This window comes from Streptomyces sp. NPDC059994 (assembly GCF_042737755.1).
In the GTDB taxonomy this organism is placed as follows: Bacteria; Actinomycetota; Actinomycetes; order Streptomycetales; family Streptomycetaceae; genus Streptomyces.
This window is the reverse complement of sequence record NZ_JBHWUR010000005.1, coordinates 134,455-152,369: the sequence shown is the minus strand read 5'-3', so window position 1 is coordinate 152,369 and position 17,915 is coordinate 134,455. Positions and strand designations below refer to the sequence as shown.

27 protein-coding genes and 2 pseudogenes are annotated in these 17,915 nt (G+C 60.7%); 12 read left to right on the top strand and 17 right to left on the bottom strand.

Annotated features, from left to right (window positions below; genetic code table 11):
- Positions 1-113 precede the first annotated feature (113 nt).
- From ACFWA7_RS05010 to ACFWA7_RS04940, 15 genes and pseudogenes are all read right to left on the bottom strand, one after another.
- Positions 114-401 (bottom strand): hypothetical protein, encoded by a 288-nt coding sequence (locus ACFWA7_RS05010; RefSeq protein ID WP_385820976.1) that lies wholly within the window; start codon positions 399-401, stop codon positions 114-116.
- Positions 402-520: 119 nt separating this feature from the next.
- Entirely contained in the window at positions 521-814 is a 294-nt protein-coding gene (locus ACFWA7_RS05005) for a hypothetical protein (RefSeq protein WP_385820974.1), read from the bottom strand.
- A gap of 78 nt (positions 815-892) precedes the next feature.
- Positions 893-1,141, bottom strand: a pseudogene (locus ACFWA7_RS05000) (fibronectin type III domain-containing protein); the annotation flags it as partial.
- A gap of 14 nt (positions 1,142-1,155) precedes the next feature.
- Positions 1,156-2,073 carry a hypothetical protein gene (locus ACFWA7_RS04995; RefSeq protein WP_385820972.1) on the bottom strand — a complete coding sequence of 306 codons (918 nt, stop codon included), beginning with the start codon at positions 2,071-2,073 and terminating at the stop codon, positions 1,156-1,158.
- A 106-nt stretch (positions 2,074-2,179) separates the two neighbouring features.
- The gene (locus ACFWA7_RS04990) at positions 2,180-2,563 is read right to left on the bottom strand and encodes a hypothetical protein (protein ID WP_385820970.1); all 384 of its coding nucleotides are present in this window, start codon (positions 2,561-2,563) and stop codon (positions 2,180-2,182) included.
- Positions 2,560-2,889 carry a hypothetical protein gene (locus tag ACFWA7_RS04985; RefSeq protein ID WP_385820968.1) on the bottom strand — a complete coding sequence of 110 codons (330 nt, stop codon included), beginning with the start codon at positions 2,887-2,889 and terminating at the stop codon, positions 2,560-2,562. The genes ACFWA7_RS04990 and ACFWA7_RS04985 overlap by 4 nt, the downstream gene beginning before the upstream one ends.
- Positions 2,889-3,218 (bottom strand): hypothetical protein, encoded by a 330-nt coding sequence (locus ACFWA7_RS04980; protein WP_385820966.1) that lies wholly within the window; start codon positions 3,216-3,218, stop codon positions 2,889-2,891. The genes ACFWA7_RS04985 and ACFWA7_RS04980 overlap by 1 nt, the downstream gene beginning before the upstream one ends.
- Positions 3,199-3,582: a hypothetical protein gene (locus ACFWA7_RS04975; RefSeq protein WP_385820964.1), complete on the bottom strand. Its 384-nt coding sequence runs from the start codon at positions 3,580-3,582 to the stop codon at positions 3,199-3,201. Before ACFWA7_RS04975 ends, ACFWA7_RS04980 begins: the two co-directional genes overlap by 20 nt.
- Before the next feature lie 39 nt (positions 3,583-3,621).
- Complete coding sequence (locus ACFWA7_RS04970) at positions 3,622-4,731, bottom strand: hypothetical protein (protein ID WP_385820962.1); 1,110 nt, start codon at positions 4,729-4,731, stop codon at positions 3,622-3,624.
- A gap of 76 nt (positions 4,732-4,807) precedes the next feature.
- Positions 4,808-5,371 carry a hypothetical protein gene (locus tag ACFWA7_RS04965; RefSeq protein ID WP_385820960.1) on the bottom strand — a complete coding sequence of 188 codons (564 nt, stop codon included), beginning with the start codon at positions 5,369-5,371 and terminating at the stop codon, positions 4,808-4,810.
- Between the two features lie 63 nt (positions 5,372-5,434).
- Positions 5,435-6,994, bottom strand: a complete 1,560-nt coding sequence (locus ACFWA7_RS04960) for a phage portal protein (RefSeq protein WP_385820958.1) — start codon at positions 6,992-6,994, stop codon at positions 5,435-5,437.
- A 22-nt stretch (positions 6,995-7,016) separates the two neighbouring features.
- Positions 7,017-8,585 carry a hypothetical protein gene (locus tag ACFWA7_RS04955; protein WP_385820956.1) on the bottom strand — a complete coding sequence of 523 codons (1,569 nt, stop codon included), beginning with the start codon at positions 8,583-8,585 and terminating at the stop codon, positions 7,017-7,019.
- Positions 8,586-8,611: 26 nt separating this feature from the next.
- On the bottom strand, positions 8,612-9,049 hold the full coding sequence (locus tag ACFWA7_RS04950; RefSeq protein WP_385820954.1) for a hypothetical protein: 438 nt from the start codon (positions 9,047-9,049) through the stop codon (positions 8,612-8,614).
- Between the two features lie 2 nt (positions 9,050-9,051).
- Positions 9,052-9,234, bottom strand: coding sequence for a hypothetical protein (locus tag ACFWA7_RS04945; RefSeq protein WP_385820952.1), 183 nt, complete (start codon positions 9,232-9,234; stop codon positions 9,052-9,054).
- A 28-nt stretch (positions 9,235-9,262) separates the two neighbouring features.
- Positions 9,263-9,592, bottom strand: a complete 330-nt coding sequence (locus tag ACFWA7_RS04940) for an HNH endonuclease (protein ID WP_385821073.1) — start codon at positions 9,590-9,592, stop codon at positions 9,263-9,265.
- Between the two features lie 622 nt (positions 9,593-10,214).
- Here ACFWA7_RS04940 and ACFWA7_RS04935 point away from each other — a divergent pair.
- Entirely contained in the window at positions 10,215-10,703 is a 489-nt protein-coding gene (locus tag ACFWA7_RS04935; protein WP_385820950.1) for a hypothetical protein, read from the top strand.
- Positions 10,704-10,766: 63 nt separating this feature from the next.
- Here ACFWA7_RS04935 and ACFWA7_RS04930 read toward each other — a convergent pair whose 3' ends face one another.
- Both ACFWA7_RS04930 and ACFWA7_RS04925 read right to left on the bottom strand, forming a co-directional pair.
- Positions 10,767-11,171 (bottom strand): acyl-CoA thioesterase, encoded by a 405-nt coding sequence (locus ACFWA7_RS04930; RefSeq protein WP_385820947.1) that lies wholly within the window; start codon positions 11,169-11,171, stop codon positions 10,767-10,769.
- The gene (locus ACFWA7_RS04925) at positions 11,171-11,983 is read right to left on the bottom strand and encodes an XRE family transcriptional regulator (RefSeq protein WP_385820945.1); all 813 of its coding nucleotides are present in this window, start codon (positions 11,981-11,983) and stop codon (positions 11,171-11,173) included. The genes ACFWA7_RS04930 and ACFWA7_RS04925 overlap by 1 nt, the downstream gene beginning before the upstream one ends.
- 302 nt (positions 11,984-12,285) lie before the next feature.
- Between ACFWA7_RS04925 and ACFWA7_RS04920 the strand changes: the two genes are divergently transcribed.
- The 11 genes and pseudogenes from ACFWA7_RS04920 (at position 12,286) to ACFWA7_RS04870 (ending at position 17,907) form a co-directional block, all read left to right on the top strand.
- Positions 12,286-12,834, top strand: coding sequence for a hypothetical protein (locus ACFWA7_RS04920; RefSeq protein WP_385820943.1), 549 nt, complete (start codon positions 12,286-12,288; stop codon positions 12,832-12,834).
- Positions 12,831-13,631 carry a RecB family exonuclease gene (locus tag ACFWA7_RS04915; protein ID WP_385820941.1) on the top strand — a complete coding sequence of 267 codons (801 nt, stop codon included), beginning with the start codon at positions 12,831-12,833 and terminating at the stop codon, positions 13,629-13,631. Before ACFWA7_RS04920 ends, ACFWA7_RS04915 begins: the two co-directional genes overlap by 4 nt.
- Positions 13,632-13,728: 97 nt before the next feature.
- Positions 13,729-14,472, top strand: a complete 744-nt coding sequence (locus ACFWA7_RS04910; protein ID WP_385820939.1) for an AAA family ATPase — start codon at positions 13,729-13,731, stop codon at positions 14,470-14,472.
- A gap of 153 nt (positions 14,473-14,625) precedes the next feature.
- Positions 14,626-14,970 carry an endonuclease VII domain-containing protein gene (locus ACFWA7_RS04905; RefSeq protein WP_385821071.1) on the top strand — a complete coding sequence of 115 codons (345 nt, stop codon included), beginning with the start codon at positions 14,626-14,628 and terminating at the stop codon, positions 14,968-14,970.
- Positions 14,967-15,215: a hypothetical protein gene (locus ACFWA7_RS04900; protein WP_385820936.1), complete on the top strand. Its 249-nt coding sequence runs from the start codon at positions 14,967-14,969 to the stop codon at positions 15,213-15,215. The genes ACFWA7_RS04905 and ACFWA7_RS04900 overlap by 4 nt, the downstream gene beginning before the upstream one ends.
- Before the next feature lies 1 nt (position 15,216).
- A pseudogene (locus ACFWA7_RS04895) lies at positions 15,217-15,393 on the top strand (CHC2 zinc finger domain-containing protein); the annotation flags it as partial.
- 40 nt (positions 15,394-15,433) lie between these two features.
- Entirely contained in the window at positions 15,434-16,120 is a 687-nt protein-coding gene (locus ACFWA7_RS04890; protein WP_385821075.1) for a toprim domain-containing protein, read from the top strand.
- 38 nt (positions 16,121-16,158) lie between these two features.
- Positions 16,159-16,380 (top strand): DUF3310 domain-containing protein, encoded by a 222-nt coding sequence (locus ACFWA7_RS04885; protein ID WP_385820934.1) that lies wholly within the window; start codon positions 16,159-16,161, stop codon positions 16,378-16,380.
- Complete coding sequence (locus ACFWA7_RS04880) at positions 16,377-17,159, top strand: metallophosphoesterase (RefSeq protein WP_385820932.1); 783 nt, start codon at positions 16,377-16,379, stop codon at positions 17,157-17,159. The genes ACFWA7_RS04885 and ACFWA7_RS04880 overlap by 4 nt, the downstream gene beginning before the upstream one ends.
- Positions 17,156-17,722 (top strand): hypothetical protein, encoded by a 567-nt coding sequence (locus ACFWA7_RS04875; protein ID WP_385820930.1) that lies wholly within the window; start codon positions 17,156-17,158, stop codon positions 17,720-17,722. Before ACFWA7_RS04880 ends, ACFWA7_RS04875 begins: the two co-directional genes overlap by 4 nt.
- 35 nt (positions 17,723-17,757) lie before the next feature.
- Positions 17,758-17,907, top strand: a complete 150-nt coding sequence (locus ACFWA7_RS04870) for a hypothetical protein (protein ID WP_385820928.1) — start codon at positions 17,758-17,760, stop codon at positions 17,905-17,907.
- Positions 17,908-17,915 lie beyond the last annotated feature (8 nt).

Below are 17,915 nucleotides of genomic sequence, written 5' to 3'. Positions count from 1 at the left end.
AGTCAGTTCATTCCTGAACTTGGTCAGTCCAGCCTTGGAAAGCTCGGGATAGATGTCAATGTATCCAGAACCAACCTTGACTGGCGCCCTCCCTCGTGTAGCCATGCGGCCTCCTACAGTTTGCCGAAGTTGGTGAAGAAGTCAGCCACCTCGTCACCGGAGGCAAGAGCTACAGAAGGCGTCGGCTCCTCAGCGACCTGACCCGGTCGGGGAAGTGGCTTCGGAGGTTCAAGGTCATCATCCGCTTCGGAATTGGCCTTGATGAAGAGATAGTTCGACAGCTCAAGACCGTCGGAGATCCGAGCAAGGATGTGGTTCGTTTCGTTCCAAGAAGTGGATTCGTCAAGGTCAATCAGAAGGGCTGACTCCCCGGGCTTCTTGAACAGGGCCTGAATCAGCACATGAACCCGACGCAACGAGAGCCGCCCGCACCACAGGTCAAGCAGGTCAACCCGGAAGTGAGACAGAAGGTCTGCCTCCAGCGGGTCACTGTGGTCCTGAAGGATGCGAGCGGTCGTGATTAGTTTCCCGAGTCACCGAAGCCGGCTGCTTCAGAAACCAGGTCAAGGAACGTGTTGAACTCACCAATGGTGTTGCCGAGTTCGCGGTACGTGGCCCACTGCTCCTTACCCACGATGGCGCGGGCAATCGCACGCTCGCTGCCACCCTCCTCGATGACGTCCAGAACCTCGTCGGGGAGGTCGAGGGGGGCCGGGATGGAGAACGTAACGTCCCTGAATTCGAACGTCGTCGGGGTGTCCTTCGCCTCCGCGGCCTTCGCGGTGGCGGTGGTGGTCTTCTTCGCAGCAGTCATGTCGTGCTCCAGGAACAAGGGGGTGGGGTAGATGAGTGGGCGGGGATTTCTTTCTCCCCGCCACGGGGGTACATGGAGTTAGGAATCGCCTACGGGCGGCGTGACCAGCGTGCGAGTGGACACTTCGACCCCCGGAGAGTCCTGGAAGCCAGAACCCTTCGCTACGAGGGAGAACACGTAGTCCGTGTCGGCGGAAAGACCCTGGATCACAGCCGAGGGCTTCCGTCGAGTGGTCTTCTCAGTGCCGTAGCTGATCTCGTACTCGTCAGCCCCGGTAACGGCCGACCAGTCCAGGGAGACCGAGGTCTCCGAAGGAGTGGCCTTGAGGCCGGCCGGGGCTTTTAGAAACCCGGCTTCGCCTTTACCGTCAGGGTGTCGCGGGCCGTAACCGGCTCCGCGGTGCCGTACTTGATGCTCACCTGGTACGTGTCCGGGAGAGTCGCGGCATCCACGGTGACAGGGACCTGGAAGGAACCATCCTGGCCAGCCTGTACGGCCTGGCTCGTGAACTTCTCCTCGGCCTTGTCGAGCTTGACCGTCACGGTCTCGCCCTTGGGGAAGCCGACGCCGACCACGTTGAAGTGGCCCCCCTGCTCGACCGTGGACGGCGAGAGCGTCACAGCCATCGGAATCACCTTGGGTGCGTCCTTGACCGTGTCGTCGGTGAGGACGTAGCCCAGCGAACCGGAGTTGTCGAGCGCGTCAATCGTGAGTTCGAACTTGCCGTTCTCGGCCCGCTGGAGCTGGATAGCTCCACGGTCGGAGATCATCGCTCGACCAATGACACACCGGTACCGAACGGGGCTGCCGTCAACGCTCTGGGACCAGTCAACGATGATGGCGATCTCTTCGAGGTCCGGGGTGGACTTCAGATCCAGACGCCACACACCATCGAGAACGGAGCCGTCAGCGTCGGTAGCCTGCACCCACTTGGCACCGAAGAAGAGCTGAGTCGTCAGCTCGTTGGTTTCCATGAGAGTCGCCTTGATCTGGAACGAGGCGGACTTCACGTTGTAGAGCACAGGTACGGCGCTCTGCCAAACGTTGACCGGATCGGTTTCGATGCTCGGAGTGATCGTGACTCCGCCTTCGTCCACGTAGCCAAGCGGGCTGAACTCGGAGTTCGAAGCGACAGGGTCACAAGTCCGGGGAAGCTCCTTCACTGACTTGGCGTCAGCGACGTAAATCTCGCCCTGCGGGGCGAAGCGAATCTTGCGAGCATTGCCGGAGTTACCGGCGCCGGTGTTGGGGTCAGCCATACGGGCCTCCTGTTTATGGGCATGAAAAAACCCCCGTGACGGGGGTTGGTAAGCAAGACGCGCGAAGGCTCACACTCCAACTTGGGGAGCAAAAAAAGGGAGGAGCCTAAGCCGCGGTGAGGAAGAGGGTGACCTCTCCCTGGTACGTGTGCTCGCGGGAGGTCGTATCGGGGAAGTACCGGGGCGAGATGCCCTCGGTCACATCGAGGACCAGAGCGCTATCGACCTGCCGGCCCGGAAGGGCCTCAAGCAGAAACTCACGGATCACGTACGCCAGCTCGGCCGCCTCCTGGCGGTCCGATGCGTACACCTGGTACGTGATGTCAGCCCTGTCCAAGCAACCTCGGATGCTTCGAAATCCGCCCGCGTGCTCGATGTAGATAGTCGTCTGACTCGGCTCGCGGCCGACAAGATCCCCTGTTACCAGGTCAGTTAGTTCTTTCTGGGCCTTGAGGAAGCGGAAGACGACGGAGACCGGATCGATCCTCACTGCTCACGCTCCTTCATCAGGGCGTTCTTCAGCGTGTGTCGTCCGGGGTGCCTGGTGCCTCCCTTGTCCCGCCACCCGTACTCGATCAGGAGAGGGTGGCGGTCGGCCTGAACGAATGCATGAACTATCCCTTCGACCTCCCCGGCAGTGACCGAGATCGAGCGGGCGTACATGTTCCAGGAACCTCGCCCGTTCTTGGGAGCGTCCTGGCGCGCGGTCGCAGCGACCTTGGAGGCCACCTGGGAGAGCAGCTTGGCTGTCTCGGCGGACGACATCACGCGCTTCATGGCCCCCTCGTCGAGGGTGAGCCGTGCTCGTGCTCGCATCAGTGCTCCACCCTCCATGCTCGGATGCGGATATGGCGAAGCGAACCGTGATTCCACTCCATGGGATCGCCGTCCACCTCGAACCACATGCCGCCGAAAAGAACGCGATCCGCGGAATCCACATCTGCTTCGTGCGGAAGGTAGATCAGGATGCGTTCCTGGGCTGTCTCCCGCTCGGGGGAACGGACCTCGAAAGCTCGGTCAGGCTGAGCATTTGCCAAGCCTTCAAACACGAGCTTCTTGTTCACCCAGTCGCGCTTTCGCGTGTACGCAGAATCGATGATCTCTGCCCGCCACACTTGGACCAGATCAACGAAGAGGCTCTGCATCAAGGATGCTCACCTCGTTCCATCGCGGTTGCTCCACGAGGAGCGTGACGGAAGTGAGCTTCCTTCGATACCTCTTCAGCGAAGACCTGGCGGCGGGGGACAGGGACTGGGTAGTGGCAGACGAGCCGAACTCCACCTGGATGTCTCCGACCTTTTCAGAGACGATCCCAGGCTGTACCGCAAGCCACCGAATGACCTCGGCGCAAATCACGGCCTTGATGCCGGCCGTCTCCCGAAACCCGGAACCGCAGTAGTCCGCCACGAGGGCGGAGGCGTCCTCGATGAAAGCCTCCACCCTCGGCTTCTCTGCGTCCTCGATCTTGCGCCCGAGTCGGACTTCAACGTCCGAAACCGTGATACTCATGTCTCACACTCCAACTTCGGGCACAAAAAAAGAGGCTTGTTACTTCGAAGCGGTCTGCACTGCCACGGTGCGGTTCTTCTCCGCAGCAACCGCGTTGTGGTCCTGGATCGTCTTCTCGACACCAGTCGCAACAAGCAGCTGCTCGGGTCGGATGACCTTGGCGTCGTAGATCACGCGCGACTTGATCGCGTCCGTGAAGGACTTCTCCGGCTTGTACGCCTCCATCTGCGCAAACGGGATCACGAGCGACGTTGCGGAGGTCGAGCCCATGAACATGTCGATGTTCTTGAACTCGTCGTGACGGCGGCCCTTAACCAGCTTGCCGGCCTCGGCTCGGGCGGAGCCCAGAGTGTTCGAGACGCGGATCGGAATGCTCAGGATGGTGCCGATGACACCGGACGGCATGACCGAGCTGCCGAAGTGGGACGCGTCGATGAACTTCGGGTCGCGCAGAAGCAGCGACCGCAGGCGCGGCGAGATGAACAGGTACCGCGAGTCCGGAGCGTTCTTCAGGTCCAGGTTCTCAAGCATGGCAACCACGTAGTCGTAGACGCCGATGGACTCGGACTCCAGGGCATTCGGGGTGACCGTGTCGATCTTGCCGTGCAGGGCAGGCAGGGTGGACATGTCGCTGGGAGTCGTCTCGGCACCGTTCAGGTCCTTACCGGCGACGGCCGCGGTGAGGGTCTGAGCCAGCATCCTGTCGATGGAGACGGCGGCCTGGCGGCCACGCTGGCGAACCAGCTCCGACATGAGGTCGATGCCGCTCTTGGTCTGGAGCTGGTGCAGGGCGTCAATCTCGATGTGGAAGGACGACCCCTTGCCCACGGTCATCGGGATGTACTCAAGGGCCGCGTGGTCCTTGTCACCGATCTCGCCGTATGCCTTGATGAGGCCCCGGTCCTCAACCGTATCGATGAAGTGCGGGATGCGGATGCGGTCACCCTCGCGCCGGAACTCGCCCTCGTAATTGCGGTTGGTGATCTCGGCAGAACCAAGGATCAGGTTGTCCTCAAGGTCCTGGAGGAGCTGAGCAGTCCAAAGTTCCGGTACAAAGACGCCGTGACCCTTGAGGGTCGGGTCCTGCCCGGCAGGACCGCCAGTGAGAAGGCCCGAAGCGGTCTGCGTAGTGAAGTCGTTACCAGCCATATAGATTCCTTAGTGATCTGCGAGCCTCCCTTATGCCTCACACTCCAACTTGGAGGACAAAAAAAGGGGACCCGCTCTAGATTTCGCCTCGCATCAGGGAGTCGCACTTACCCGCCTTGCGGGCCTCGTTGATCTCCCTGGGAGACATGCGGGAAAGGTCCTCACGAGTGAGCTGGCCAGCAGCCGGGCTACCCTGACGACCGAGGCCGATGTTCTGTGCGTATGTCGGCTCAGAACTCGGTGTAGGAAGGGAAGATACGAACTCCTGGATGCGGGTAGAACTCGGGTTGCCGTCCTCATCGAGGAAGGAATCCAGATTCAGGAACTCGGCATCAGGAAGGGTTACGCCAGCCGCAGAGGAAGCGGCGCGAAGCTCGGCGTTAACGAGCCGAGTCCCGACCTCAGAAAGTGCCGCGTTCCGCGCTTCCACCTTGGCGGCCTCGATTGCCTTCTCGGTGTCAGACATCTGGGACTGCCGGAAGCCGTCAAGCTCCTGAGAGGCCGACTTAAAACGCTCCTCGTTCTTACGAGAGAGGGCCTTCCATTTGTCGATCTCAGCCTGAAGCATGGTCGCGTCCGGGGTCGCATCGTCGGCCGCCGGCTGCTGACTGGCCTCGGCAGTGTTCTTGTTCTCTTCCATCGAGATCATCCATTTCGGATCGTTGGTAGGCCCCCGTTCCGGGTGCCTGGGGAAACGTTTCTGCTACTTCTCGAAACGCTTTCGGTTCGCGTTGCCGGAGTTGCCCTGCGGAGGCTTCTCGGCATCCTTCTTGGCCTTCGCCTGGGTCATGGCTGACTTGTCGTCGGCACCCTGCTTGGCAAGCTCAAGCTCCTGCTTCTGCGCAGCCGTCTGGTACTTGTCGGCCCGTTCCATTTCGGTCTGGGCCTCCTCTTCGAGGAGTTGGTCGAAGCGAGCGATCTGAGACGGGGTGTACCCGGCGTCCTGCCAGAGCTGCTGCTTCGGAACGTTGAGCTGCTGGAGCTTCAAGAGGGCGTCAATGTGCTGGGCTTCAGTACGGTTCTCGGGATCACGCCAGATGACTTCTGCGGCTTCGTACTCCTCCTGGAGCTGGCCGCCGTTCTCGACCGCGATGGCGATCTTTATGACCCGCTCCCATGCCTCACCGAAGTGCAGCATTCGTTCCTTCACCTTGGAGACGAGCCCTGCTTCCGCAGAGGTGATCGCGTCGCCGCTGGGAGGCTGGCCGCCCTTCAGCATGTAATGGAAGGGGACCCTCGCGACGCTGGCCATGTGCATGGTCAGCATGTCCACGAGGTCCACGTAGTTGCTGAGATTCGCGGCCTCGAACTGCCCGAACGTGGCTGCCGGGTCCTCAGCTTGGAGAAGCTTGTCGACCGCGACCTTGAACGGCTCTATGGGGTTGCCGTTCTCGTCTTCCTGGATCTCCAATCCAGTGACGTAGCGCTGCGGCCAAGCCGCGTACTCCGATGCCACCAAGGAGTCAGCGACCGTCTTGTTGATCGCGTCCTGGAGAGGAATCACTGTGGCAAGGTCCGACATCGGCTCGCCCACCAGCCGAGCCCGGTTCTGGATGGGCACCACAGGGACGACACCGAGGGGGTTACGTCGTGCCGGCCCGTCGATGACGTAGCCGCCGATCTTCCAGTTCCCGACGTGAACCGAGTCAGCGAGCCACAACGTACAGAACTGTCGACCCCAGTCATCCACGTAGAACTTGGCCGCGGCCTCGATCTCGTGCCGCGAGCCCGGCCGGTACTGGACGACGACGTGTTCAGCAGACTCGACCGAGATGACGGCCTTGACCTTCTTGCCAGGTCCGGCATCCTTGTCCTGGGCGTTACTGCCTCCGACACGGGGGTCTGACAGCTCCTGGCCCCACACGATCGCGTAGGCCGCGCCCTGAATCATTGCGTCGAGATGGGCGGAGTTGGACTCGGAGTCCATACGGTTCCGCTGCCAAATCTCGCGAGCCAGCTCGTCTTCCGTCGGTTCCTTCGAGAGACGGAACCCGTCGATGAACATGCGCTCGTTGACCGAGTCGATGACCAGCCCGCAGAAGTTGTCATTCCAGCGTTCAAAGACATGAGCGAACTCGGTCCGAAACTTGGACTGGGCGAAAAGCATCTTCTGATGTTTTCCGTCGTAGTACTCACCGAAGCGTTTGTACCTTCCCGAACGGGAAGACAGCTTCGAGGAAAGGTAGTCCATCCACATCTGTGGCGATGACGGTGGCGACATCACACCGTCCAGACCAACGGACTTATCAAGAGCAGCAACCATCTAAGCCCCTTTCATGCGGGGCTCAGAAACCGACTACTCGCCTCCTTTTGATTTGGAGACGTCCATCCGCAATCGCGTCAGCGCGTGCTTCAAGTGCAAGTACGGCAGCCACCGCGATGTCAATTTTGCGTTTGGATCGAGGCGAGTCTTTTACGATCAGATCGCCTTGAGGAACTTCCTTCACCACGGCATTCATGACATGCCGTGTCAGCTCGGGGTCGCCTACGTGTGAGAGGTCTCCGACGAGCACCGCTGTACGGAACCGTTCGACGGCCTGAACCATTCGCGTCGGCTTGTTGGTCCAGAATTCGAATACGTAGTCGTCGCCCCATTCGACCGCCCAGCGGCCAATGTTTTCCTGCCACCACGGAGGATCGGCGTACATCCACTCCACGCGGTATGTATCGAAGGCGCGCTTCACTGCGGCCTCGACGCTCAATACATCGACTTCCCAGTCATCGCGAGCGTGCTCGGGACGCAGCCACTTGCCGAGAACGAAAAGCTTGGCATCGCGCAATCGAACGCCTACCAAAGCTGTCCCGTCGCCGCGGACACTCCCATCGAATCCGATCGCTATCTGCTCGCCGGCCTCGATGTCGTTGTTCGCTTCGCACGCATCCCATTCGGCCTTCGACATCCAACCGTCGCTGCTTTCCGCGATCTGATTGAAGAAGAATCGACAGTAGGTCGAATCAGGGGTTGTACGGTCGTAGAGGATCGTTTTCGTCAGACCCTCGATGTCCGCCCAATGAGCGTCCCCGTACGCTTCGATGAGCGCGGCTTTGACCTTCTCTTCGTCCCGGATATCCTCGACTTCGATCGCGCCTTCAAGGCAGTCGTAGAGCCAGAAGCCCTGCGCAACCATGTCCGACTCGAAGATGATCTGAGCTACGGAATCCTCACTAGGATTGAACGCATTGGTGGTGGTAACCCATCGCGAACCAGCCTTAGTTGTCTTCTCGATGTTGCGTTTCAAGGTCTGGTAGAAGTCCGGGCCTCCCGTGCTTCCCACCCAGTGATGTACCTCGTCCATCACGCAAAACGATGGCCGGTTACCTTCATTTGTTCGACCCGCAGTGGCCTTTGGGGAGATGCTTCCCGGCTTGCCAGACTTGAACTGGACCATGGACTTCGAAATCTCAAGTCCGTACTCTTTCTCGGCCGGAGACTCCGAGAGCATTCCGCGGATCATGTCGAGCGTCTGCTGTGTCTGATCAAGAGCGGTAGCGCCGAGCTGCACGACGGGTAGTGGCACCCGCTTGCCTACCGGCATTCCGGCCTCGTCCCAGTGGGAGAACCGGCATGGGCCGATGAACTCTACGATCGCCAACGCAGCCAAGAGCGGTGTCTTCCCCCACCCTTTCGCGCGGCGGAGTGTGCCCGCTGCGTACTTCCAAGTTCCGTCGGGGTTGATGGCGTAGAACCACAACACGAACTTGAGCTGTTCGGAGGTGAACTTCCAGGGCTCGCCAGCGCTATCCCCGTCAGGCTGAACGATGTACTTCTGGGCCCAACGAATGATCCCGTAACCGAGCGTTTCGTTCGGAGCCGGAACGCCCTTTGGGAGGTTGCCAGTCTGCACCAGCGTCACCCCCTAGGATCAGGGGAGAACGGTTCTCAACCCTCACTCAGAAGCTTGTAAAGCTCCGTATCAATGTCTGACTCAGAAGCGGTCTCAGGGGCCTTCCCGGCCTCCATCTGAGCCTGCTTGTCGAAGGACATTCGAAGTCGTGCCCTGTCCTCTGTGGTCGCGCCCCACTTACCAACTCGCTGCCGGATCTCACCGGCCAACTTGGTCTCGCCCTTATAGAAGGCGTCCACCAGCTTCACGGTGACCTCCAGCTCAGCCCAGTCGGTCTCCATCCAGTCCTCGGTCTGGGGCGCCGAAGCCCATGTCTTCCAGAACCGCTTGGCAGCTCCGGTCTCGATCCCGAGGGCCTTCGGCAGCTCCCTGCCGGCCCCGACCTTCCCGGACAGTGGCCTCTCGCCCAGGGCATGTGTGGTGTTGCGTCGCACAGCGTTCGGATTCGGGGCGGGCCCGCGTCGAGTCGCCATGCTCACCACCTCCGCATCACGGAGGCTTCGACCCCGTACAGCTCGCCCAGTTCTTCCAGTTCGGCCACAGCGGCTTGGTGCCACTGGCGCTTCACCGCAGCCTTGCTCGGCCGCAGTTGGCGCTTGAGTGCCTGCGCCTGGTCGTACTCGTCGGCCCAGGCGTCCCAGAGATCGGGGTCGTTCATCATCACTCCATGCATGAACTAACCGCCCTCAAGGGCGGCGGTCCTCGTAGTAGGTCTTGAGTGCGTGGCACTTACCGCAGAGCACCCAGAGGTTGTCGAGGTCCCAGGAGCCGCCCCGGCTTACCGGGACGATGTGATCGACTTGAAGGTTTTCTCTGGTTCCGCACTTCTGGCAGGTGAAGCGGTCCCGCGTCAGGACCTTGGCTCTACGCGAGGACCAGTCGCCGGGACGGGAACGGTTCCGTGCGGACTTCCTGTCCCACCCCTTACGGATGATCTTGTGTGATTCGCAGCGTCCGTTGATGACAGTCACGGAGGTACATCCGCTCACCAGGCATATCGATTTCGCCCTAGGCATATGTTCGCCTCCATGAAGTTGAATCCCGCCGTGAAGTCCTGTCCATCCCGGTTTCCGCGGTACGGATTGGATGTGTGTGATGCGCTGCTTCACGTACGGGAGAGTGAGTCGGCAGGGAATCGAACCCCGCTCTTCCCCCTTACACGGGGGAGTGCGCGCCTACACCGCGACTCCAACGAGGAGCTACCTCGCCTTCACCGGACATGGGGGATCAGCCCTGGCCGGTCGAGTGAAGGCCCCGGAGGTTTCTGGTCTGGCTCCGGGGCCGTTGCCCTCCTGGACCTCTACTGGATTGAATCAACAGGAGATCAACAGAAGGGAATCATTCCCATGACCTGATGAGAGGTCATGGAAGTAGTTTCAAACTCTTAGGTCACTCTTAGAACTAGAAGGTAGATCTAAGGGCTTTTTGTTCTTAACTCTTCACTCTATGCGTCGGTGAGAGATGGGCCTGATTCTCTCGGTCACACTCCAAAGTGTGACGGGCGGCACATCATGTTAGGGTTGGAGTGTGACATGCACCTCAAGTTGGGGCGCGATACAACCATGCACTGGGCTCGTGTGTCTGGCGCTGGTACCGTGTGATCAACAACTCCAGTTGGCTCACGAGAGAGGGAGACCGGTGGAAAAGCGCCTGCCAGACTTCAACACCCTGGTCCGTCTGTCCCAGCGAGGGCTGTCAGACGACGCGATTGGGAAGAGATACGGCACCACTGGCCAGGCGGTGAACAAGGCACTGGTCCTCGGTGAGTACCGCAGGACCACCACCGTCAAGCTCGTTAACGAGTTGATTCCCTGGGACGTGCTGACCACCAAGGGTGTCGCCCAGGCCGGAGAGACCAGCCATCACAACACCTATCCGTGCAAGCAGCTCCGCGCTTATCTGCGCACTCGCCTCGGGGACGAGACGATCACGGAGGCGAACCGTACGGACGCCATGCGGTTCGAGCGCCGTCTGAGGCGCGAGAACGTCGTCCTTGACTACGACCGGCAGAAGGGATTTTCCTATGTGTCACGTACTCCAGAGGACGGGAACCTTGTTCTCCGCTGGCCGGCTGGTGAGCCACTGCCGGAGAGTGAAGAACAGCTCCGTGCCCTCAACCTTGACTGATGAGTCAGACTCCCGAGGCACGTAAAGGCCCCCTGCGAAACGCAGGGGGCCATTTTTGTGTGCTCAGGCTGCGAAGGACGTGATGACTGTCCGTTCGCGTTCCGAGAAGCGCCGGGGCCGGTTGGCAGTTGAGTCATAGCCGACTAGCACCGAACGGGAAGAGACGTAGACGTCCGGACCGTCCTTGATCTCACAGCAGATCGTGAACGACACTCCCTTCACGTCCTCAACCCACGCCTCCACAGTGACTGGCTCGTCGCGGTAGACGAGTGGCCGAACAAACCTGAGCGTCTGTTCGTGGACCACGAAGTTCGAGGCGAGGCGTTCAGTCGGGTCGGCCGGTACGAGATCTGTGAACATCCGGAAGCGAGTGTCTTCCAAGTAGGTCGCGTAGACGGCGTTGTTCATATGGCCGTTGGCGTCCATGTCGGCCCACCTCAGTGGGCACGCGTGCGTGTAGCGGGGCACTACTGTCCTTCAGTCGTTCCGAGGATTTCAAAATTGTCCATGCCGTCTCCCCAGGTGAGGAACACGAGCCGCAGGCCCGGGAATTTGGCAGGCGTGCATACCTGACTGATCACATCAGTCGGCTTGTTGTCGTTGTAGGGGACGCGGACACGGAAGTGATGGCCGTCCCGGTTGGACACGACCGTCGTCTCTTCCTCCCAGAACCCGCTGATCAACGGGTCCTCCAGCGCGGCGAGCAGGATGCGCGCAATGGCGCTGTCAGTGCCGCGGCGAGCGATCTCCATGCGGATCATGCCGAGGTAGACCCGGCAGTGCTTTTCCCAGCTTTCGAGCTGCACCCGGGCGTCGGGGTGGAGGAGGGTCCAGCGCATGAGGTTGGCGTTCGGTTCGGCAACCCAGGGGAACCACTGTCCCATCGCTTCGTTGAAAGCGACGATGCCCCAGTCCTCGTCGGAGACATACGCAGGGCGCCGGCCCTGCTGGTCAAGGACCCAGGAAATAGGGAGCAGTTCGGGGTCATCGCGGTTCGACGTGACACCCAGAGGTGAAGGAACTCCCATCGTCATCAGGAAGAGCGTCATCCGCTCTGCGTGATCAAGTCCGAGGCAGTCAGCTATGCGCTGGAGTACGTCGGTGTCGTACTTGACGGGTAGACCCGCTTCGAACATTCGGTACCACTTGTCGCTCTTGCCGCTCGACAGCTGCACTTTGGCTTGGGGCAAAGGGCCGTTGAGGCCCAACTCCTGTCCACGCGCCGCCCGCCACGACTTGAGGTAGCGCGTCAGGTTTGACGCCGCTACGAGATCAGACATGTCGTATCGCTGGCCCCGACCCTCGATCACCCCGAGCACCTTCCCTTGGTTGTCTTGCGGAACCTTCGGCTCCTCTTCTATTGACGAGCAATATCGAACATTAGTTTAGGGACTTTAGTCCCGAGGGTTAGGGACCTTCGACCCGTCCCTACTTACCGGTAAGAAAGTACCGGTCGAAACTTGCTATACCTGCCATGCCCGAGTGGCAAGATCGTTGTCGCGAATGCGTGCATCGCGGCAGTGGGGGGTGGCACTGCCGGGCCCGAAGTTCCTGTGGGACATGCGCACGTCAATGAAGAGGGGTGTTGAAAGTGATAGCGGTGGGGGATGGCGGAATCCTGAGCATGACAAGCATTCGGAGCCGTGACGGTAGGCGGCTCGAACCGGTGGGGCCGGTCAGGAATGGAAGACTGTGGCAAGCGTCGCAGTTGGAGTGTGAGACCTTGTTCGAAACCTCATGTAAGGTCGTTCAAGGTAAGGGAAGCACGACCGAAAGAGCTGGATACGTGTTGTTCGAAGCCTTCCAGAATCTGGTGGTTAACGAGCTGGCGGGTGAGATTCTGAAGGTGGCCGTTCCTGGTTCGAGGTGCATCAGACGCATCGTTACAGGGGCCATGTCGATCGCGGTCATACCAAGCCTCGGCAAGGGCGTCTACACCCATGTGGTGATCGGAGACACGATGGCAGAGGAAGAGGTCGAGTCCATTAAGAGACTGGAGAAGGACATGGGATACAAACTCGCTGACGGAAGTGTCGTCTTCCACGACAGGGTGGCGGAACCTCACCCGCACATGCGTGGGACCTCGGAGTTCGTTCAGGTGGAGTTCTACTCGGAAGGTGTCTCCGCGTGAGCGACAACGAGAACTACAACCGCTGGGCCACCATGCCTCGGTCCGTCTCTCAGGTCACTGAGTTCGAGGACTGCCCGTACAAGGCGTGGCTCAAGCGAGTGAAGCGAGTCATCCCCAGGCCCGCAGCGTGGTCCACCCACGGGACGGCCTTCCACAGCGCCGCCGAAGCCTTCGAGAAGGCCGGCCGGGGGATGACTGCCGAGCAGGCCGTGGCGGTGTTCCAGGACGAGTACAGCAAGGGCATCAATCGCGACCTGGGTGAGGTCAACAACCCGGACCAGTGGATGAGGGCCAACCGCGGAGACGGGGCCGACGACATCGAGGAGCGGTTCCGCAAGGGCACCGAGCAGACGCGACGGTACGTCGAGTACGTGCAGGAGCAGGCTCCTGTTCTCTGGTACGTGGACGGCAAGCCTGCGATCGAGCTGTACTTCATGGCCGAGTTCGGCGGAGTGAAGGTTCGCGGGTACATCGACCAGGTCCTCAAGAACAAGGACGACACCAACCGCGTCCGTGACCTCAAGACCGGCAGCACCAAGAGCAAGTTCCAGCTCTGGGTATACGAGATGGCGCTTAACCAGCTCTACCCCGAGGAGACCACCAACGGTGACTGGTACCTGGCCAAAGACCACCGCGTCACGCGGCCGGTCAAGTTGGCCGACGCCGACCAGGACGAGATCACTCAGCGGATCGTCACCATGGACCAGGCCGTGAAGGGCGGGGACTTCCCGGCCCGGCCAGGCTTCCTCTGCCGCTTCTGCGACGTGTCCTACGCGTGCTCTTTTTTTCGGTCCTGAAGTTGGAGTGTGAGATTTGTTCAGTCTGAATCAGTCCGTGCGAATGCGGGGCGCCGCCGGTGAACCCATTCCGAGCCCATTCAAGGGGCTGCGCAAGTTGGACGTCGAGTTCAGGCGCGGAGACTTCTCCGTCGTCTGCGCTGGTGGTGGCACAGGCAAGTCCCTTGCGGCCCTCTGGTTGGCGGTGTCATCGAGCGTCCCGTGCTTGTACTTCTCTGCCGACTCGACAGCTGCCACGCAACTCAGCAGGGCGACGGCGATGATCACGGGAGACGCCGCCAAGGACATCAAGAGAAAACTCGTGTCCGAGAGCAGTGACTTCGAGGAGTACAGCGATGCCCTGATGAAGCGCTGGTGGCTTCGCTTCAACTACTCGGCTCGACCGAACCCGAAGGAGATTGAGACACACCTCGAAAGCTATCGGGAGGTGTTCGGGATCTACCCCCACCTCGTGGTAATCGACAACATCACGAACGTGGATGGCGGCGGGGCCGGCACTGCCGAGGAGTACACCTTCGGCCTGGAGGGGTTGTGCGACTACTTCAACGAGATGGCGAGGGAAACGCACGCTCATGTCATGGCGATGCATCACGTGGTGGGTGAGTTCTCGTCAGGTAACAAGCCCATCCCTCTGTCGGGCATGAAGGGCAAGATCGGACGTGTGCCAAGTCTTGTCTTGACCATCCATGCCGAGGTGGACGGAATGGACGGAAGGACTCTGCACATCAGTCCCGTGAAGAACCGTGAGGGATTCACGGACCCGTCTGGCGAGACGTTCTCTTCGTACGAGGTGAATACGTCCAACCTGCGTATCACCGACGTGGAAGACGAGGTGTTTTGAATCACCCCCCTTCAATTTGGTCAACAAGTTGGAGTGTGAGAAGCTTTATGAAGAAGGGCAGAGGGCTTGAGTCCTCCGAGAAAAGGGTTCCGGAAGTGCACCAAGTGCCAGAGGAATCGGGCGGAGAAGTTCTATACGTCCACTCGTGGCAAGGTGTGTGCCTCCTGCCGCAAGAAGACCAGGAGCGCGAGTTCTCACGAGACGCGAGTCCAGTCCACATACGGACTCGGACCGGGCGAGTACACCCAACTCTTCCGGCAGCAGGACGGGAAGTGCGCCATCTGTCGTCAGCCGCGACAGCAGCGACTCAGCGTCGATCACGACCACAAGACGGGCCTCTGTCGGGGGTTGCTCTGTCGACGCTGCAACAACCACCTTCTGGCGAAGGGTGCGAGGGACAGCCCGACCATCCTCCGCAATGCGGCTGACTATCTGGAAGACCCCCCAGCGATACGTGTCCTGGGGAAGCGGTACCACCGAGAGGACGGCAAGAAGTGATCACCCATGACGGCGGCCAGCTCTACGTCACCCTGACCCGTAAGACCGGCCTGACCAAGCTTCTTCGCCTCCTGGAGGCCGAAGCCGCCCTGGGTATGCACGAGACAGCCAACGTGACGTACAAGAATCGCCGAGGTATCTACCGGCAGTCCATGTCCGTGGCCGAACTCGCCGCGCTCGTCAAGGTCGAGGAGGACAACCGCAAGAGCCTCCTCCTTGAGGCAGCGCTCAAGGTTGGAGTGTGAGATGGGTAAGCCGGACATCACTGAGGTATTCCGGCACTACTACCCCGAGGTGGGGCTGACGTCGCGGGACGGCTGGCAGAAGATCCACTGTCCCGAACACGTCGAATCCAACCCGAGCGCGTCAGTTAGTTCATTCAAGAACCGTTGGACGTGTTTCGCCTGCGACATCCACGAGGACTCGTGGGACCTGATCATGAGGAAGGAAGACTGTGGCTTCCGTGCTGCTCAAGAGTTCGCCGAAGACCGCTTCTCTGGTGGAGATAGCCCAGGGGTACAGCCTGGACTTCCGGGAGAGTCCCGCAGAGGAGTACATCAAGCACCGCGGTTTGGACGGCTTGGCAACTCGTCTGGGGCTGGGGTACGTGGCTTCCCCCGCTACGGGGCATGAAAAGCACCTCGGGCGCCTGGTCATCCCCTACCTCCGGCCAGCAGCCGGAGAGCACGCTGTTGCGACCGTTCGCTTCCGGTGCATCAACGAGACGTGCGTCAAGCACGCTGACGGCTCCTGGCGCGACGACGAGTCGCACGAGGGGCACGGCAAGTACCAGAGCCTTCCCGGCTCCAAGCCGATGCTCTACAACACCCAGGCCCTCATCACGGCCTCGCCCTACGTCGGCCTCGCGGAAGGCGAGTTCGACGCCGCAAGCGCCGAGCTGGCCGGCATCCCCACCGTGGGAGTCCCCGGAGTCAGCGCCTGGCGCGACCACTTCGACCCGGCCTTCCTTGGGTTCGAGGCAGTCTTCGCCTTCACTGATGGCGACGGACCGGGTGAACAGTTCGTAGAGAAGCTGGCGGAACGACTGCCCAACGTTGTCCCGATCGGCTTCGGCAAGAAGTGCGACGTGAACAAGTTCGTAAACGAGAACGGGCCCGGTGCCCTCCGAGAGAAGTGCGGAATCCAGTGAACAAGCAGGTCTCCAAGTTGGAGTGTGAGCCAGATCCGGTGAACAGTCCCGGCCACTACACCCAAGGGTCCCTCGAAGTCATCGACATCATTCAGGGCTCCATGAGCCGCGAAGCATTCCAGGGATACCTACTCGGCAACATGACGAAATACCTCCTCCGCTGCCAGTACAAGCACGACGACGGCGGCTCCGAGGACCTGAAGAAGTGCATCTGGTACGCCAACCGATACATCGCCAACATCGAAGTGGAGACCGCATGAAGGATCAGGTCGTAGTCGTCTGCCCCGACTCGCAGAACCCGAAGCACGACCCGCAGGCCCTGAAGCAGATCGTGGACTTCATTGCCGACATCCAGCCGGACGGCGTGATCCACATCGGTGACGCACTCGACTTCGAGGGGCCGGCCCGCTGGACGAAGGACACCCGCAAGGAATACGCGGGCAACGTCGAGCAGGAGGCCGAAGACTTCATCAGCCAGTTCATAGGGCCGGTCCGAGAAGTGCACGACGGCTTCTTCGGCATCCACGAAGGCAACCACGACCTTCGCCCCCGTCAGTACCTGGAGAAGTACGCACCGGCCCTGGCCGACAGCAAGTTCTTCCACCTAGAGAACCTGTGCCGATTCGACGACTACGGCGTACGACGACTCCCCGACTTCTACGAGGTGTTCCCAAACGTCGTCACCACCCACGGTCACCTCGGGCGTATCCGACTCACCCAAGTCGCGGGGATGACTGCACTGAACGCAGCGAAGCGCTTCACGAAGTCCATCGTCATGGGGCACACCCACCGAGCCGCAGCCATCCCGCACACCCTCGGAATCGGAGAACCGCAGACCATCTGGGGAGTAGAGGTCGGCCACGTGATGGATGAATCCTGCGCCGATTACCTCAAGGGCACACCGGGTGACTGGCAGAAGGCGTTCGGCGTCCTCCAGTACAGCAAGAACGGCCACTTCAAGCCCGAGGTCGTGTACATGAACCAGGCCAACGAATTCGAGTTCGGTGGCTACCGATACTCACCGGGGGCAACGGCGTGAACAAGGACGAGATGGACTGGGGCTACCTCGCCAACGTGGCAGGGCGTATCGCCTACGCCATTGCCGAACGCTGGCAGATCGTGGAAGCCGACGACGTGAAGCAGGAAATCATGATGCACGCTCTCAACGAGCGCCACATCATCGCGGAGCACTACTCCGACGAGGACTTCCTTCGCAAGATCTTCTGGAAGGCCGGCCAGCGGTACGCGGCCAAGGAACGGAACTACCGAGACCTCATGGACGGCGAGTACTACTACACCCCCGACGACGCCAAGACAGCTCTGAAGACCTTCCTCTACACCGACGAAGAGTTCGGTGAGCTGATCGGGAAGAAAGACGACCTCACGTCCTGCAAGGTGACCGACAACCTCTTCGTGGCCCGCCAGGACGCCGAAGCCGGGCTCAAGAAGGTCAACGAGCGCTATCGCACGCTCCTTCTCAGGCGGTTCGTCTACGGCCTGTCCATGGAGACCCATGCGGACCAAATCGCTCTCTCCCGAGCTGTAGTCGCTCTCTCCTACGAGATGAACCGCAACCTGCGACGAGAGGCCCAGATCGCGTGATCGAGACCCGCCACCAGTACCGCCGTGAAGACGTAGTGATCGAGGTGGTCTACGACGACGGCGTGACCACCTCCATCTACCTCGGCATCCATACCAAGGGGGAGTCCTTCGAGGTCAACATCGACCGCCAGGACCACGCCGCACTGCTGGACATGCTGAACGACGCATTCAACACCACTACCTAGGAGCGCAC